This window comes from Klebsiella sp. 10-1 (assembly GCF_009758445.1).
GTDB classification, from domain to species: domain Bacteria; phylum Pseudomonadota; class Gammaproteobacteria; order Enterobacterales; family Enterobacteriaceae; genus Klebsiella; species Klebsiella scottii.
The window spans coordinates 73,244-90,108 of record NZ_WQRE01000009.1; the positions used below are offsets into that span (position 1 = coordinate 73,244).

Below are 16,865 nucleotides of genomic sequence, written 5' to 3' on the forward strand. Positions count from 1 at the left end.
GCAATATCCTGAACTAAGCTGATCCGGTTTCCCCTGTAACAGGAGAACAACATGATGTCAGGCAGTTCACTGTTCACCGCCAGTATGACTCTGGTTGAGCAATGGCTCGGACTTCTGATGGATCTGGGCCGGGCGGATGCCACAATTAAAGCGTATCGCGGTGCGCTTGTGCACTATTTACGCTATTGCGAGGCGAAATCTCTTTCCCCTCCGGATGCCCGTTTTGACGATTTCTCGGGTTATATCCGTCCGCAGTTGCCGGGCATGGCATGTCCGGTCGCCAGCGCCACGCTACAGTTGCGCATCTCTGCCGTCCGCCTCTGGTATGAGTTTCTTTCTTACCGGGGACACTGTGAAACGAGCCCCGTCCCCCGGGCCATGCTGCCGGGGCCGGCGTTCAGCAGACGGGGGCTGGTTCCGAGAATGACAAAACTGCCCCGCATACCTGATGATCAGGCCTGGTTTGCCCTGTTAAAGCAGGCCGCTGCCGGTTCATTACGCGATCGCCTGATGCTGGCGCTGGCTTATTATGGCGCACTGCGGCGGGCGGAAGTGACGGCGCTCCGCATTGACGATATTGATCCCGGTCACCGGCTGATCCGTATCCGCGCTGAGACGGCCAAAAATCACCGTGAACGGGTGGTCTGTTACAGCCCGGCAGTGACGCCGGTCCTTGCGGCACACCTGCAGCAGTTACGGCAACAGGGATTTTTCTGGTGGCCCTTTATTTCGGTCAGTATCAGACCGGAATCACGGTATGCCGCTGAGTATCTGGAGCTGGAGTAAAATCGTCCGCAATTGGGGGCTAAAATCCGGGCTTCCTGATTTATCCACCCATACCTTTCGTCATCTGCGCCTGACCCATCTGGCTCGGGCAGGCTGGAAACTTCACGAACTCGCCGCTTATGCCGGGCACCGGGATCCACGGACGACCCAGATTTACCTGCACCTGTCCGGTACCGATCTTGCTGCTAGCATGGCCGGGGCCGTTGCTGAGCTTGACAAAAAAGTTGCCGGACTGGTTTTTTCTGACCGGGGACTTCTCTTATGAAAGCAGAAAACACCACCGGCGTTGTCTGGCAGCCTTTTGCGCTGGAGTCATATCAGCTTAGTGCCGAGTTCTCCGCACAAGAACGTCTTGCCCTGAGTACCCCACAACGACGGGGTAAGTATCTGCGGCAGAAACTTGTACCGGCATTCCTGCGTCCTCTTTATGACATTGCCGCCCGGAGCGGTATAAAGCCCGAGGTCGCGAGGATCACTATTCTGGCGGTACTCGCCGAAGCGTCCCGTCAGGATCTGCCCTGTCATCTTTGGACAGAAGCTATATGGCAGAAGTTGTATCAGCGACGACACCTCAGTGGTCCACTGCTGGCGGCTTTTGCCTTTCACCTGTCACAGGTTCCTCTCCCTTTGTACAGCAACCGTTGCCGCCAGCCTGCGTATTATGCCTGTGCGGTTTTTGGCCGGGATATTTTTCAGCAGGAGCTCAGCCGTCTCATGGACGTTCTGGTGGCACAAGGGTATTCCCTTCGTCATCAGGAAATGTTTCTCTCAGCGGTTCTGGGAATGCTGATGCTGGAAAATGGCGATCCGCGACTGGAAAGCTTTACCGAAGAGCTCCTCCAGCGGGGCCAACAGTACCGCACTAACGGGATCGCCAGAGCGGTAGGTAAGGTCTCCCATGGGCTGGCAGCCATGGGAATTTTGTCACGCCCATTGCGCATGCGGGGTTATACCGGCTGGAAAGAGAAACGAACTGATGGGATTGCCCCTGAATGGGTCGGATGGTGTCAGCGCTGGCGGGAAACGTCCGTACTGCGGCCGCGGACCCGTGAATCGAACTACAGCTTTATTTTGCGTATCGGTTTGTGGCTTGCCAGAGATTGTCCTGATATCCGAGAGCCTGCTGACTGGAGCATCAGTACCTGTGCCAGTTTCATCGCAGCGCTGGGAAGAATGAATGTGGATGAGCTTTCTCTGGAGCCTGAAAAAACAAGACGTATATCCGCCCGATCTGGACAGCCAATGATGAGTAACTCCCGGGCATCTTTTTTGTATGCCCTGCGGCGTTTTTTTGTTGATTATGAACTCTGGGGATGGGGAAGACTGAAGCTGAGCCCCTACCGCCATCTGGCCACGCCGGACACGCCAGCTTTCAGCCGGGGAGTGAATCCTAGGGTGATTGACGATCCTGTGTGGCTGAAGCTGATCTGGGCCAGCCTGAATTTACGACCTGATGATATGCTGACCGGGATCCATTATCCGTTTACCATGCACCAGGCGATGGCGGTTATCTGGACTCATGCAGGCTTACGCCAGAACGAAATATTTCGATTGAGCATAGGCTGTGTCCACGAACAGACAGATGATATTGTGCATGATGACGGCAGTATTATCCCAGCAGGAACGCTCTGTTATCTGGATGTTCCTGCTGGAAAAACATCAAGGGCATTTGTCAAACCAGTCGCCAGTGTCGTGAAAAAGTATGTAGATTTGTGGTTACAGGAACGCCCTACAGAACAGGCTCCTTTGACGGATGAGCGAACTGCTGAAAGGGTCAATTATTTATTTCAGTACAGAGGAAAACTGATAGGAAGCTCAATCCTGAATAACACGATCATCCCGGTACTCTGCGCCCGGTCTGGGGTCCCTCTTAATGACAGCCGGGGGCGGATTACCAGTCACAGGGGAAGAGCATCAGCCGTCACCGCGCTGGCCAGTGTGCCACAGGGGATGACTCTGCATGAGTTGATGGAATGGTCCGGACATAGCTGCCCACGCTCAACCCTGCACTACATCCGCATTCGCCCAACACGGCTGGCGGCTTCTTTTGTGAAAGCGGACAAAATTTCTCATATGATCAGCGTATTGATCGATCATGACAGTCAGGCACTAACGTCTTCAGGGCCCGCCCTATACTATGATTTAGGCGATTTGTATTGCACCAATCCATTTTGGAGCAGTTGCCCGCACAGAATGGCCTGTATTGGTTGTGATTTCAGCTTGCCAAAAAGCAGCTCTCGGGCTCAGGCTCTTGAAAGTAAGGCATCCATACATCGGTATCTTGAGGAAGTTCCGCTCACGCCAGATGAGAAAGCCATTGCTGAAGGTGATATTGATAAACTGACAGCATTCATAAAAAAAATGGCTAGTCAGCCAGCACCTCAAAAAGACTAAACCTTACGGGCTCTCTATGTTAACAAAGTTAATTTTTATTGATGTAAATCAGAATTAGATTAAATTCTCATTCGGTCACTTGAAATCAAGCGAAGCGGCTCCATTTGTTGTTTAATTCACAACAAATATGGGGTCAAGATGAGTCTTCAAAACAAATTTAAGAAATTTCACGATGCTATCAAGTTAGGAAGGAAGGACTTGGAGTACACGACGGCCCGCCTCAAGGACGATAGCATTACTGCCGATATCGTTGAACGATTCAAAGAAGATGGATATCCGGTTATTGAGGATTTCATTCAAGGGTCTTTGGCGACCTTCACGGGTATCCGGGAAAAAGGTCAAGATTTCGATATTGACCGTGCAATAGTAATCGAAGCGGAGCTGGCCCCAGAAAACCCAATAACACCTAAGCTCGCTGTACTTGAAGTACTGGAAGGCCGGGGTTTTAAAAATGCTAAGATCAAAAAACCTTGTGTGACTGCTGACTACAAGGCTGATGACCTTCATATCGATATCCCAATTTACCGCAAGTACGATAACGGCCAATACGAACTGGCCGTTGGCAAGAAACATTCAGCTGAGGATAACCGCGAGTGGGCCAGATCTGCGCCACGTGAACTTATCGACTGGGTGAATAATTACGACGCTAATGAAGCTTATGGCTCGAATAAGCATGACCAGTTTCGACGTATTGTCAGATACCTCAAGCGTTGGCGAAATTTTACATTTGGCGATGATGTACGTCGTAAAATCTACTCAATTGGTATAGCTGTCATGGTCAAGGAATCCTTCGTCTCCTCCATCAACGATGAAGGCTTCCCTGATGACCTCACTGCACTGAGAAAGACAATCAACCACATGCTTAACTATCGTAGCTATTTCACTCAGGTTGACGTGGATAAATACAGTGTCAATGTTACGCTTCCAGTGAGTCCTTACAGAGATATTTTTCATAGTAGCAGTATCGTCACAGGAACACAGTTTCGCAATAAGCTGAGCGCACTGTTGAAAACCCTGGATAAGGTTGCTGATGAAGAGCAAGAGTCAAAACAGTGCGAGTTGCTACGAAATGCCTTTGGTGAAGATTTTCCTGAGTGCGCTGAAACATCATCTGCATCGTCAAATGCTGTTAAAACTGTTTTCGCATCTGCCGGAGTAGTGGGGACATCGCAAGGCGCATGAATTATTCAGTCATCATGGCTCACTTGAATGAATGCGGATACAAGGTATCCGCAATTCCATCAAAGACGGCAGAGATTGGGTTCTTAACTGTCGAACTGGAGATAAATGGTATGCCAGTTACTCTTTGGCATATCGCTGTTACTGAACTCTCGAAAATGCCCAGCTTTCTCTTGGCCGAGCCATCAACATTGCCCAGGCTTGCGCACACTGCGTTCTATCCCGGAAGCAAATTTGCAAGCATTTGTGTGAATGTACCTGACGCGGTATCCGTGAATTTTGAATGTCCTGAGCTAGCTTTCGAAGAATCGCTAAAACGCCATGTTTCTTTGTTAAGTCAAGCTTTAACCGATAGTGAATGGAATACAAAGGAATTACTTCGGGAATTTGAAGCTGGCTGGTTGAATATCGTTGAGCCGGACATTACCCCCTTTCTCTGTTTAACTGAAAGCGAAACACCAGAAGAGTTGTGCGTACTGAAGCCGAGTAAAGGCAGCATAGGTCTGGGAAAATATCATTTAGGTTATGCTGAAGAGGCAGTCCCAGATAATATTTTTTCACCTATCAATCAGCTCCTCAAAAATCGCCAAGCCGCAAAAGGTAACGGATTCGTCATACCGTTGAGCGTGATAAAACCTGCTCCATGGAAAAAGGATGAACTTACTGACTGGTATCTAGACCTACTGTCAGAACTACCGACGAATGTTCAAGCAAAATTAACTCAGAAATTTGCTCAAAAGCGTTCACATGAGTTTTGGCTAATCTTCAATGCCCAAACCCCTTCTGGAATCACATGGTTTGGAATCCACTTTTCCCAAAAGAACGCTGGCAAAGGTCGGAAAACATTGCCTTTAAAGCATTCACATTTGACCGAATGGGTGCTTGAACCCTTCATCGTGTTAACTTTTAATAAAGAAAGGATTATGCCCCGGAGTGGAGCGGAACAATCCCTTACTAGCAAAAAAGTTATGCTTGTTGGATGTGGTTCCGTAGGAGGCGATGTTGCAGATAAACTCGCAGCCTCTGGCGTTGGCCATATAGATTTATATGATCCAGAGACACTTTCACTGAATAACCTTTATCGCCACATTCTGCCACCTCAGTATGTCTCATTCCATAAACCGAGTGCATTATGGCACAGTCTCACCAGCAAGTACCCATGGCTCGAGATTGGAAGCTACACTGGTAAGCTACTTGATTTGAGGCGTCGTGACTTACTAATGAAGTATGATCTAATCATCATAGCGATAGGAGCACCGACCCAGGAACGATTGTTTCATGATTATTTAATTAAAGAAAAAATTAATGTCCCAGTTATTAACACATGGGTTGAAGGGTATGGCATAGGGGGGCATGCCGTTCTGGCGATCCCTGGAACAAAAGGATGTTTACGTTGTTCATATGTTGACCCGGCTGATTTTTCAAGAGGACTAGCCTCTAACTTGAATTTTTTGGCTCCGAATCAAGATTTGACTAAAAACCATGCTGGGTGTGGCGATGCGTTCCTACCTTACTCATACATAGCCTCGACTCAAACTGCTCTTATTACCGCTAATCTCGGGGTCCAATATCTTCTTAATAAAATTAGAGAATCATCCAGAGTGAGCTGGAAGGGGAGCTCTGAGGATGCGATAGCAAATGGATTCAAATTAAGTGGAAGGTATTACGCATTCACCCGTATATTAGAAATACTGCCCTTGTTCAATGATGAGTGTGATATTTGCAATGGATAACTTTGATATGCTAATTATCGATACCGAACATTTTAATCTCACTATATCAAAGAAAGTGAGTAATATCTGGCAAGAATATCGACAGCTCAAACCAATGGATCCTGAAGCGTTTGGAGTACTCATTGGCGATAAAGATTTTGAGATTGAGCGTTATGGTTTAGTTGAAATTACAGTACCGCAGAAAGAGGACAGATGCTCAAGAATGAGTTTTACCCTGAGAGATCCGGAACATCAACGTACCGTCGATCAACTGTATGAGAACTCCGAAGGTCAACTGATCTACTTTGGCACATGGCATACACATCCTGAAAAAAATCCTCACGCTTCATACACCGATATTAGGGACTGGAATAATTGTAAACTACGGAACCCAGGACAGAGGCTTTTTTTCATAATAATTGGTACGGAAACAAATGCCCTCTATTATTTTAATAATGAAAAAATTATCCGGCAGGAATTCTGAGGTTCATCATGGATAAAACAACTTTAATATATCTTATCAAGTTTCTTTTTAGACCAAAAGATCAACTTTCTAAACTTTCACTTGGTTTGTTGAGTTTAGGAATGACAGGATTAGTTGGCGGTTGGGGGCTTAACCTTGTTTTCTCAAAAGCTTTTGTTAAAAGATATATTGATGTTATCGATGGAGTAAGTTTAACCTATCAAAAATACTCGGAGATTGCCCAATTAATAAGCTTGACCTTTATTGTTGCGGGTTTTATTTTATGGTGTATTTGCGTATATCTCGCTCTTCGGGACTTGAATAAGCGAGATATTGCTCTTATTCGAGCATATGGGTTTGAAAATACTGATCCCCACGCGGCAGAGAAAATGCTCTCTACCAGAGAGAAAGCAAAAATTTTACATGTGGATTTTAAAGCCTTTGACTCAAGAATAAAAAATAACAATTTGTCCAACGCAAGTTATATCCGGCAAACTATTCAAGATAGGATACATCACACTGGTGCAACAACTGCTTATGTTGCTGCACTCGGCAGCGTACCGTATCTTTATATGGTTGGTAGCTTCATGACAGATGGGCATTTGGCATTAAAGTTGTTTGATTTTGATCGGGATAAAAAAGTGTTTCATCCTCTTGATGCTCCTCCGACTAATGCAAAGATAGTTAAATTTTATAATGGTCAGATAATTCATGATAGTAAATGTGTGCCATCAAATAATGGAAATGTTATAGGCCTTGCAATTTCATTTACAATGGAAGTTTTAGAAAAAGATCTTCCTGCCGAGTTTATTGGGCATACTTTACATACTCAACTGAATACAGGGTTCCGATTTGATAATCTTCCTGAAGAAGATGAGCAAGAAAAAATAGTCAGAGATCTTAGCTATATTATCTCTGAATTAAAAAAACAGGCTAATGAGGTGCATCTTTTTGTTTCCGCACAAGCATCAGTCGTCCTTCGACTTGGTACCCTTTACCAAGAAGGTTTGCATGGTGTTATAAACATTTGGCACTGGAACTCGATTGCGAACAAATATGAATGGTGTATAAAAGTGACTAGCAAGAATGTAAGTTAACGATTTATTCAATATTTATAGTTTTTTCAAATTGATAGTTTTCTTATAATGCCCTGATGTATGGAAAATAATAACTCAGGGCTGTGTAAATATATAACGCACATGTTAAATGAATCCAGCTTCTACTTATAACTTTTAGTTACTACCCTTCCTTCTATCGTATCTGAAAGATTTGCGTATATCCATTCCGAATACTGCCGAGCAAAACCTATCACAACCTTTATGTTGTCTGGAAAAAGCATTAAACATCATAATTTTATAGTTATTTAATCCAGAGCTATTCGAAGTGACTGCTGCGAAGAGCGAGAGGGGCGTTATTTTTACGCGATGAATCAATCAATATATCACAAACTCACCGATAATAAAGAATTTGATTTTTCTGGATTATTACATTTTTTTGATGTAAGTCTCATTACTGCTCTATTTTTAAAATTAAAATGACTAACTGTATGAATAATACAAAGTCATCTCTAAATATTTTATTTTTATATAGCATATGGAAAATACTAATGCGATTACACACCCTTAAAATAAATGGTTTTAAAAGAATTCACAATGCTCAGGTCAAATTTGGTGACGCCACATTTTTAATTGGTTCTAACAATGCAGGAAAAAGTTCAGTTTTAAAAGCCATTGAGTGGTTATTGTCTGATAAAAAAAGAATGGCCTCAGACTGTTTCTGTTCTGAAGTTGATGCCGAAACTGGTGAAAACAAAATATCCTGTAAAGAAATAATACTTGAAGCTGAGTTTAGAAATGTTCCAGATGACGCTAAAACGTGGAGAGGATTCAAAGGGAGAGTGTTTTCTTATGATCCAACCGATAGTGGAGAAACTGGCAATAGCATTTTTTACAGAAAGAGCTATACATTGGGTGAAGATGTTTTAATTGAATTAAAATCACTCAAGAGAGAACTGAAAAAAGAGTTTGAGAATCTAAAGAAGCCTCTGGATTTTATTGAATCCGGAGTCGACGCTGCAATCATCACCGAACTATTCTCTTCTTTAGAAAAAAACATAAGTGGTAGCGAAAAGTCAAAACTTGAGCTCATAGATGATATTTGGGACGTAACAGAAGAAGAGATCTGGGACAAAAACCCAGGCGGTATAGGTGGAGTGGTACTTTCAAGACTACCAAGCTTTTTACTTATTCCTGCAGAATCAGGAGCTAATGAAATTGAAGATAAGACGGGAGTGCTTCAAAAAACACTAAACGAACTATTTAAAGATGTTCGAGGAGGATCAGACAATTACAAACGTGCCCAAGAATGTCTAAATGAACTTGCTAAAGAATTAAACCCTTCCGATGAAAAATCAGAATTTGGGATAATGATGGGTGAGCTAAACAAAGTTCTTTGCGGTGTATTCCCTGAGTCAAAAATCTATGCATTCGCCGATCTTTCCAATCCTGACACTGCATTGTCACCCACTTTCTCCATTGAAATGTCAAGCAATATACGAACTACAGTATCTAATCAAGGAACCGGTATGGTAAGGGCCGCCGTTTTTGGCCTGCTAAGATTCAGGCAGGAGTGGTTGAGAAAAAGAGGTGAAGATGCAAGGAGTCTTATCATTGGCTTTGAGGAACCTGAAATATATCTTCACCCAAGTGCAGCCAATCAAATGAGAGATATTATCTATGACTTATCAGGCCTATCATCTCAAATCATTGCCACAACTCACTCCCCTTACCTCATTGATCTTTCCAGAAAACCAAGACAAGTATTGAATAGGTTCCATTATGAATCCTCTCATACCTCAATTAACCCATTCTCTGTGACCGAAAAATACAAACAGCTATCAGAAGATGACAAGAATTATGTGAAAATGATAATGAAGTTGGATGATCATATGTCGCGCATATTTTTTACTAAAAAGGTTATAGTCGTAGAGGGTGATACAGAGGAAATTGTTTTCAAGGAAGCGCTTCGGAGGGTGCCTGCACTCTCTAGAAATAAGATACTAACCAACACCGAATTAGTTAAGGCACGAGGAAAGGCAGCCATAATAGGATTAATAAAATATCTTTCTGCATTAGATGTTGATTTTATCGTTATTCACGATAGGGATCAGGGAGTTAAGGGGGCGGAAGTATTTAACCCACATATACTAGAAGCAGCTGGTGACCATGAAAAAGTAATTGTTGTTGAGGAGTGTATTGAAGATCTTCTTGGCTATCCAGCCCCAAAATCTGAAAAACCATTTAATGCCTATCAGCAAACATTAGGATGGGGAGATGATTTTGATGGAATCCCTGATAAATTAAAAGAAGTTATGCAAAGAATCTATAATACGTGGCTATAAAATAATTAAAACATACAGCTTAAAGGTTCTAATGATGGGCCTGATAGTCAGATCCATCATTTTTATAGAACTGTCCTCTAATTGTTAGCATATTGATACACTAACAAAGTTGTTTGGTCTCCCCCCAATATCGGTGCCGGGATAAATCAGAGCTCCATTGGTTATAGATAGCTATTGCACGAGCAACACTCCCGGCCTCTGAAGCAGGGAGCACATTGGCATCAAGTTGAGGACGAGAGAGGTAGTGACAATCATTGAACGGTTCCGTTGATTCCTGAACCACCTGTCTATACCTCTTACTTGCATAACTAAATTTGCCCTTACTTCAACAAGATCACAATACACACTTATGAATCACTTGCTTTACTCTGTTATTGTACAATACTGTATATACAAACAGTATCAGTTGCGAGTAAATCAACATGTCGCCTTGGAATGTAATTTTTATAATTAACAATATAATCATATTGTTAATTAATTTTTTAGCTTATGAAAGCAATAAAGTACGACGTCCTGTATTTTATTCTTTTTCTGCCCATGAAAACCTGTGACTATGGGAGCATTTCCATCCCCAGCTCAGGATTACGTCGAAAAGGAACTGGATTTAAATGAGCTCTGTATACGCAGACGGGCCTCTACTTTTTTTGTACGCGCCAGTGGCTGCAGTATGCAGGAGTTTGGTCTTTGTGATGGCGATATTATGGTGGTTGATCGCGCTGAAGAAGCTACTCATGGTGATATTGTTGTCGTGGAGGTCGATGGCGAGTTTATCGTTAAGCGTCTTCAACTGAAGCCCCGGCTTGCGCTTTTACCTATGAGTCCAGCATTTCCAATTATTTATCCCGATGAATTACAACTATTTGGTGTGGTTACGTGGTTTTTCAACTGCACTCGTACTCGACGGAGGTAACGATGCCAATGTTTGGTCTTGCAGATGTAAACTCATTTTATGCCAGTTGTGAGGCGTTGTTTCGTCCAGATTTGCGAGGCAAACCGATTGTTGTTCTTAGTAACAACGACGGATGCGTTATTGCACGTAATGCAGGCGCAAAAGCGTTAGGGATAAAAATGGGGGTACCCTGGTTCCAGATTAAAAATCAGGATTACCGGGAACAGGTACATACTTTTAGCTCAAATTATGCGCTTTATCATAGCCTTAGCCAGAGAGTAATGATCGCCCTAGAGGAAGTTGCACCGCGAGTCGAACAGTACAGCATTGACGAAATGTTTCTGGATTTGACCGGCATTGACAGTTGCGAAGGGTTTGAACATTTTGGTCGCCGTCTCAAAGCGCATGTCCTGAATACCGTTGGGCTGCCTATTGGCGTCGGTATCGGACAGACCAAAACCTTGGCCAAATCAGCTCAATGGGCCAGCAAGGAGTGGAAACAGTTTCGCGGCGTCCTGGCGCTCACACCGGATAATCCGAAACGCACCATGACACTGCTGGAAAATCAGCCCGTAGAAGAGATTTGGGGCGTGGGCAGGAAAATAGGCAAACGCCTTAACCTGATGGGGATTAAAAATGCTTTACAGCTCGCTCAGTCCAACCCGAGGTTTATCAGAAATAATTTCTCGGTCGTTCTGGAGCGCACCGTGCGTGAACTGAATGGAGAGTCCTGCATTCCTCTTGAGGAGCTTCCGTCATCAAAACAGCAAATTATATGCTCACGCTCCTTCGGTAAGCGCATCACGTCAAAAACAGCCATGCAGCAGGCACTCTGCCTCTACGCGACACGTGCAGCCGAAAAGCTGAGAAGCGAACGTCAGTTTTGCCGACATATTGGCATTTTTATAAGAACATCGCCTCATGCTGTTAACGAAGTTTATTACGGTAATAGTGCAGGGGAAAAACTTGCTCTCCCGACCCAGGATACGCGAGACATTATTGAAGTTGCGATGAGTTCGCTCGATCGCATCTGGCTGGATGGTCGGCGCTATATGAAGGCCGGTATCGCGCTTGATGATTTCACGCCGAATGGCGTAGCTCAGTTTAACCTTTTTGACGAGAACAAACCTAGGGAGAAAAGCGCCCAACTGATGAAGGTACTGGATGGCATCAATCAGTCCGGGTTAGGCAATGTGTGGTTTGCGGGGCAAGGTGTCAATACAGCGTGGAAAATGAAGCGGGAAATGCTTAGCCCGGCATGGACGACCTGTTGGGATGATATACCGGTAGCACGTATCCAATAAGAAGCTTTCCATTAGTGAAATCCTGAATCAACGGTTGCTTTTCTATTCCACATAAATGCGAGTCTCAGTAATCGCGTGGTTGCACTGTTGGAAGAGTTATCTCCTCGCGTTGAGCAGTACTCCATTGACGAATGCTTCCTGGACGTCAGCGGTATCAGCCACTGTATGGACCTGGAAGCCTTCGGCACGCAGCTGCGTGAGCACGTTCACAATGGCACTGGCCTGACGATCGGAGTCGGTATCGGCGCCACAAAAACGCTGGCGAAGTCGGCGCAGTGGGCATCAAAAGAGTGGCCGCAATTCCGCGGCGTGCTGGCGCTGACTCCGGCCAATCCGCGGCGAACGGCAAAGCTGCTATCCCTGCAGCCGGTTGAAGAAATATGGGGTGTGGAAAACCGGATAGCAAAGAAACTGAAGGTGATGGGGATCACAACAGCCCTGCAGCTGTCGCTGACTAACCCGACGTTTATCCGGAAGAACTTTAACGTAGTACTCGAGCGAACGGTCCGGGAGCTGAACGGAGAGAGCTGTATTTCGCTGGAGGAAGCTCCGCCGCCCAAACAGCAGATCGTCTGCAGTCGCAGCTTCGGGCAGCGGATCACCGCCTATGATGAGCTCCGTCAGGCCATATGCCAGTATGCTGAGCGGGCAGCTGAAAAACTACGTGGTGAGCGCCAGTACTGCCGGCACATTTCCGCCTTCGTTAAAACCTCGCCGTTCGCCGTCAAAGAGCCGTACTACGGGAATATCTCGACGGAAAAACTGAGTACGCCAACACGAGACACCCGGGACATTATCGCCGCTGCGGTTAACGCGCTGGACAGGATCTGGGTACCAGGCCATCGCTACGCAAAAGCCGGCGTCATGTTGAACGATTTCAGTCCAAACGGAGTCTCTCAGTTGAACCTGTTCGATGAGATACAGCCGCGCCGCACAGTGATGAGCTGATGAAGGTCCTTGACGGCATTAATCACTCAGGGCTTGGTAAGATCTGGTTTGCCGGCAGAGGTATTGCTCCTGAGTGGCAGATGAAGCGGGAGATGTTGTCGCCGGCATATACAACCCGCTGGAAAGAGTTACCGGTCGCCAGGTTTTGACCTGCGGCTCAGCCCGGCCCTGGCTTGCGTGTCCACCATAATGGGTACGATCGCCAGTGCCCTCGCCCTCCGGGTATTTTGCGCCGCCACCGTCTAAAAGACTTGTTAACTGGTCATGTGAGGGCTATATTTGAGACCTGTTAATAAGTCTTAAAGGTGCACTATGCCTAACATTATTCTGAGTGACACAAGCGCGAGCATCAGCGAACTAAAAAAAAATCCGATGGCGACGGTCAGTGCCGGCTACGGCTTCCCGGTCGCTATTCTGAACCGTAACCAGCCCGCTTTTTACTGCATCCCGGCAGAGCTTTACGAGAAGCTGCTCGATGCCCTTGATGATCAGGAACTGGCAAAGCTGGTATCAGAACGCAGTAACCAGCAGCTGCTTGACGTGGACCTGGACACTTATCTATGACTTATACGGTCAAATTCAGGGAAGATGCGCTGAAAGAGTGGCAAAAGCTGGATAAGGCCATTCAGCAGCAGTTTGCGAAGAAACTGAAGAAGTGCTGTGACGAACCACATATCCCCTCTGCAAAGCTGAGAGGAATAAAGGACTGTTATAAAATTAAACTTCGTGCATCAGGTTTTCGCCTGGTGTATCAGGTGATAGATGATCAATTAATTATCGCGGTTGTTGCTGTTGGGAAGCGTGAACGCAGTGACGTGTACAATCTGGCCAGCGAAAGGATGAGATAACGCATGATGAATGACCAAAAAAGCATGAAAAACAGACAGATAAAACAGGTAAAATTATTCACCGATGAGCTATGGATAGCTCATGTTGCTTTCTCTGAAAAGAAAAAGAACCCATCGTTTAAAAAACCGGGGAACACTGCTTTGATAATCAAGTCAGACGAATTCAAGGAATGGGCATGGAAATTCTGATAACCCTGGCCATCCTCTGCGTACCTGTGATCTACATTTTATGGGATAAATATTTTCGAATATACCCACTCTCCTACTTTGGCATCGAAAACGTTCAGCGTGTTGCCAAATGGGAAGGTCCTGAATGGCGCGAGCAGGTTTTCCTCGAGGGCGGTATGACCAACCGCGAGTGGATAAAAATCAACACCCGTCAGTTGGAGACGTTCAAATCCGAGCTGCAACACCGGAAAGTTCAGTTTCCACCATCAGATTGAAAAATATCAGCCTTCTGCTCTGGTTGCCGAGGTTCTACACGGTCAATATTCATTATCTTTGCTCTGACATCTTCCTGATGGGCCTGTTCATCTGCATTGTCGAGTAGATATAGTACTAGCTGAGTTAAGTTACTGGACTAAGGTCATCCGATACACAGTATTGCCCTCTAGTTGATTACCACTGCTGATATTTGGTAGACACCACTTTGTTGAGGACATCAGATAAAGCAGGCCCGCTCTATTCTGCTTTCCAGGGCCAATACAGAAGATAGTCCCATACTCGTATGTGCAAGCACCTCGTACCGAAATGTAAAATGGCTAACGGGTTTTCTGAATGGTTGCCGGTGATTTCAACGCTGACAGGTGGTGCTCTGGCCTTTGGTGCAGCGCTTGTGGTGAATAAAGTTAATCATCGGTATGCGCTAGAACGTGAAGCACTGGCAGCGGAAGAACGGCGACGCCATGAGTTAAAGGTTGCTCAGGATAAACTGGAGAGTGAACGGTTATTCATCGCAACGGAGTTGATTTTCTTACTGGAGCAGTTTGCGGAAGGCTGCGCTTGTCTGGCCACAGACTTCGGCGAACTGGATGATCAGAATGTGTATGCTCACGATGAAAAATTATCTGATCTAAAAATCACGAGTATTTCGGGTAACTGGCGAACGCTTCCTCCCCGGATTATGTACCGGATTCATGAACTCCCTGTACTCCAGAATGAAGTCCGGAGGCATGTTGCGGCTTTCTATGAGCATTACTGGGAACCGCCCAACCACTCCAGATACTTTCGGGAACGTCAGTTTCAGTACGCCAGGCTGGGGTTAAAAGCCGTTATTCTTGCCCGTCGTTTACGTAAACTGGTCAGTCTGCCGGGAACCCGCCTTGAAGCTACGGAATGGTCTGCACAACCCGTCCTCTGGAGGATGTGGAGGAAAAAACGCAAAGAAAGGACCGAAGCGGAAATCCGTCGCCAGCGTAAGAACAAAGGGGATAACTCATGATAGTGCCTACCATTCCCGGCCAGAATGTCGCGAATCCCTCTGTACAACTGCCGGTAGCCATCGACTACCCTTCGGCACTGGCGCTGCGCCAGATGGCTCTGGTACAGGTTGAGTTGCCGAAATATCTGCTGGCGCCGGAAGTGAGCGCCCTGCTCCACTATGTGCCCGATCTTCACCGCAAGATGTTGCTGGCCACCCTGTGGAATACCGGCGCCCGCATTAACGAAGCACTGGCGCTGACACGGGGAGATTTTTCGCTGGCTCCACCGTATCCGTTTGTGCAGCTGGCCACCCTTAAGCAGCGCGCCGAAAAATCCACCCGAACGGCCGGGCGGTTGCCGGCGGGCACGTTGCCTCACCGACTGGTACCGTTATCGGACACACAGTACGTCAGCCAGTTGCAGATGATGGTGGCCACGTTGAAAATTCCGCTCGAGCGGCGTAACAAACGAAGCGGCAGAACCGAAAAAGCGCGTATCTGGGAGATCACCGACCGGACGGTTCGGACTTGGCTGAATGAAGCCGTGGAAACCGCAGCGGCCGCCGGAGTGACGTTTTCTGTACCGGTAACACCGCACACGTTACGCCACTCCTACGCTATGCACATGCTGTATGCCGGCATTCCACTGAAGGTACTGCAGAGCCTGATGGGTCACAAGTCAGTGAGCTCGACGGAGGTCTACACGAAAGTGTTTGCACTCGATGTTGCGGCACCGCACCGCGTGCAGTTTGCGATGCCGGAAACTGAAGCGGTGGCATTGATGAAACAGCTCCCCCAACGATAAGGTGAGCGACCTGTTATGGGAAATAAATACCCCAGGTTTAGCTTTTCGCGTCAACGATAGTAAAGACCAGTCGGCTGTCGTCGTTCTGTGTCATGGCCGCTTTAAGTGAGGTATTCGCATTAATTTTCTTGAGTGCAGGATTGATGAAGGTGCGTTTCATCTCTGCGAAGTTGCTACGTTGTGATTCAGAGTAAATGTTATGCTCACAAAGCCAGCCCGTGCTAGTGAGAATAGTTCGCTTGAGCGTTTACAGATGTGCAGATACGGACCGACGGCTAGCACCAGGTATTTAACAGATAGACTGAACTGGACATACATAGATAAGTAATACTATCCCAGACTTTGTTGCAGATAATTGAGACTTTGTACCTATAACTTCCCTCATGGTTCTTTGCAGTTACGCACCATCATTAAGCATTCTGACATATATCTAAGTAACTACCGACTTTGATTGAGGTAATAGTCAAACTAGTTAAAAAAATGTATATGAAAAAGATTCCCACTCAGTGTACCGTCTCAAGTCATCGCATTCAGTTTGCTACGCCTAAGTTTGATAGCGTGTCATTTACGAAACAGTTACTGAGCATAATAATCTTATCAAGCTGACCACCATTCCTACTTTTCCCTACCCCAACAACACCGCATTTCCGATATGATTAATAATCTTTTGAACCGAGTGTCTTCCGATGAGGTGTTTACCTTTTCCATGTATATAG

17 protein-coding genes and 1 pseudogene are annotated in these 16,865 nt (G+C 45.9%); 17 read left to right on the top strand and 1 reads right to left on the bottom strand.

The window, feature by feature from the left end; genetic code table 11:
* Positions 1–84: 84 nt before the first annotated feature.
* The 17 genes and pseudogenes from GO007_RS29440 (at position 85) to GO007_RS25175 (ending at position 16,149) form a co-directional block, all read left to right on the top strand.
* Entirely contained in the window at positions 85–786 is a 702-nt protein-coding gene (locus tag GO007_RS29440; protein ID WP_255430954.1) for a tyrosine-type recombinase/integrase, read from the top strand.
* Positions 758–1,051: a site-specific integrase gene (locus GO007_RS29445; protein WP_255430955.1), complete on the top strand. Its 294-nt coding sequence runs from the start codon at positions 758–760 to the stop codon at positions 1,049–1,051. The genes GO007_RS29440 and GO007_RS29445 overlap by 29 nt, the downstream gene beginning before the upstream one ends.
* Positions 1,048–3,180, top strand: a complete 2,133-nt coding sequence (locus GO007_RS25105) for a tyrosine-type recombinase/integrase (protein ID WP_087549186.1) — start codon at positions 1,048–1,050, stop codon at positions 3,178–3,180. The genes GO007_RS29445 and GO007_RS25105 overlap by 4 nt, the downstream gene beginning before the upstream one ends.
* A gap of 138 nt (positions 3,181–3,318) precedes the next feature.
* Positions 3,319–4,362, top strand: coding sequence for a nucleotidyltransferase domain-containing protein (locus GO007_RS25110; protein WP_014839923.1), 1,044 nt, complete (start codon positions 3,319–3,321; stop codon positions 4,360–4,362).
* A complete protein-coding gene (locus GO007_RS25115; protein ID WP_042934515.1) occupies positions 4,359–6,092 on the top strand; it encodes a ThiF family adenylyltransferase in 1,734 nt (577 codons plus the stop codon). Before GO007_RS25110 ends, GO007_RS25115 begins: the two co-directional genes overlap by 4 nt.
* Positions 6,085–6,555 carry a Mov34/MPN/PAD-1 family protein gene (locus tag GO007_RS25120; RefSeq protein ID WP_042934513.1) on the top strand — a complete coding sequence of 157 codons (471 nt, stop codon included), beginning with the start codon at positions 6,085–6,087 and terminating at the stop codon, positions 6,553–6,555. The genes GO007_RS25115 and GO007_RS25120 overlap by 8 nt, the downstream gene beginning before the upstream one ends.
* Before the next feature lie 8 nt (positions 6,556–6,563).
* A complete protein-coding gene (locus GO007_RS25125; RefSeq protein ID WP_014839922.1) occupies positions 6,564–7,631 on the top strand; it encodes an SAVED domain-containing protein in 1,068 nt (355 codons plus the stop codon).
* Between the two features lie 509 nt (positions 7,632–8,140).
* The gene (locus tag GO007_RS25130; RefSeq protein ID WP_014839921.1) at positions 8,141–9,934 is read left to right on the top strand and encodes an ATP-dependent nuclease; all 1,794 of its coding nucleotides are present in this window, start codon (positions 8,141–8,143) and stop codon (positions 9,932–9,934) included.
* 553 nt (positions 9,935–10,487) lie between these two features.
* Positions 10,488–10,844, top strand: a complete 357-nt coding sequence (gene umuD / locus GO007_RS25135) for a translesion error-prone DNA polymerase V autoproteolytic subunit (protein WP_052626781.1) — start codon at positions 10,488–10,490, stop codon at positions 10,842–10,844.
* An 8-nt stretch (positions 10,845–10,852) separates the two neighbouring features.
* Entirely contained in the window at positions 10,853–12,127 is a 1,275-nt protein-coding gene (gene umuC / locus GO007_RS25140) for a translesion error-prone DNA polymerase V subunit UmuC (RefSeq protein WP_014839920.1), read from the top strand.
* A 21-nt stretch (positions 12,128–12,148) separates the two neighbouring features.
* Positions 12,149–13,224 (top strand): annotated as a pseudogene (umuC, locus tag GO007_RS25145) (translesion error-prone DNA polymerase V subunit UmuC); the annotation flags it as partial.
* 163 nt (positions 13,225–13,387) lie between these two features.
* Complete coding sequence (locus GO007_RS25150; RefSeq protein WP_095104692.1) at positions 13,388–13,639, top strand: type II toxin-antitoxin system Phd/YefM family antitoxin; 252 nt, start codon at positions 13,388–13,390, stop codon at positions 13,637–13,639.
* Positions 13,636–13,923: a type II toxin-antitoxin system RelE family toxin gene (locus tag GO007_RS25155; RefSeq protein ID WP_032693963.1), complete on the top strand. Its 288-nt coding sequence runs from the start codon at positions 13,636–13,638 to the stop codon at positions 13,921–13,923. The genes GO007_RS25150 and GO007_RS25155 overlap by 4 nt, the downstream gene beginning before the upstream one ends.
* 3 nt (positions 13,924–13,926) lie before the next feature.
* Positions 13,927–14,112 (top strand): hypothetical protein, encoded by a 186-nt coding sequence (locus GO007_RS25160; protein WP_095104694.1) that lies wholly within the window; start codon positions 13,927–13,929, stop codon positions 14,110–14,112.
* On the top strand, positions 14,100–14,366 hold the full coding sequence (locus tag GO007_RS25165) for a hypothetical protein (protein WP_095104696.1): 267 nt from the start codon (positions 14,100–14,102) through the stop codon (positions 14,364–14,366). Before GO007_RS25160 ends, GO007_RS25165 begins: the two co-directional genes overlap by 13 nt.
* 314 nt (positions 14,367–14,680) lie before the next feature.
* Positions 14,681–15,364: a hypothetical protein gene (locus tag GO007_RS25170; protein ID WP_095104698.1), complete on the top strand. Its 684-nt coding sequence runs from the start codon at positions 14,681–14,683 to the stop codon at positions 15,362–15,364.
* On the top strand, positions 15,364–16,149 hold the full coding sequence (locus GO007_RS25175; protein ID WP_095104799.1) for a site-specific integrase: 786 nt from the start codon (positions 15,364–15,366) through the stop codon (positions 16,147–16,149). Before GO007_RS25170 ends, GO007_RS25175 begins: the two co-directional genes overlap by 1 nt.
* A 37-nt stretch (positions 16,150–16,186) precedes the next feature.
* On the opposite strand, the gene GO007_RS29640 is transcribed toward GO007_RS25175, so the two are convergent.
* Positions 16,187–16,381, bottom strand: coding sequence for a replication initiation protein (locus GO007_RS29640; RefSeq protein WP_370525603.1), 195 nt, complete (start codon positions 16,379–16,381; stop codon positions 16,187–16,189).
* Between the last annotated feature and the right edge of the window lie 484 nt (positions 16,382–16,865).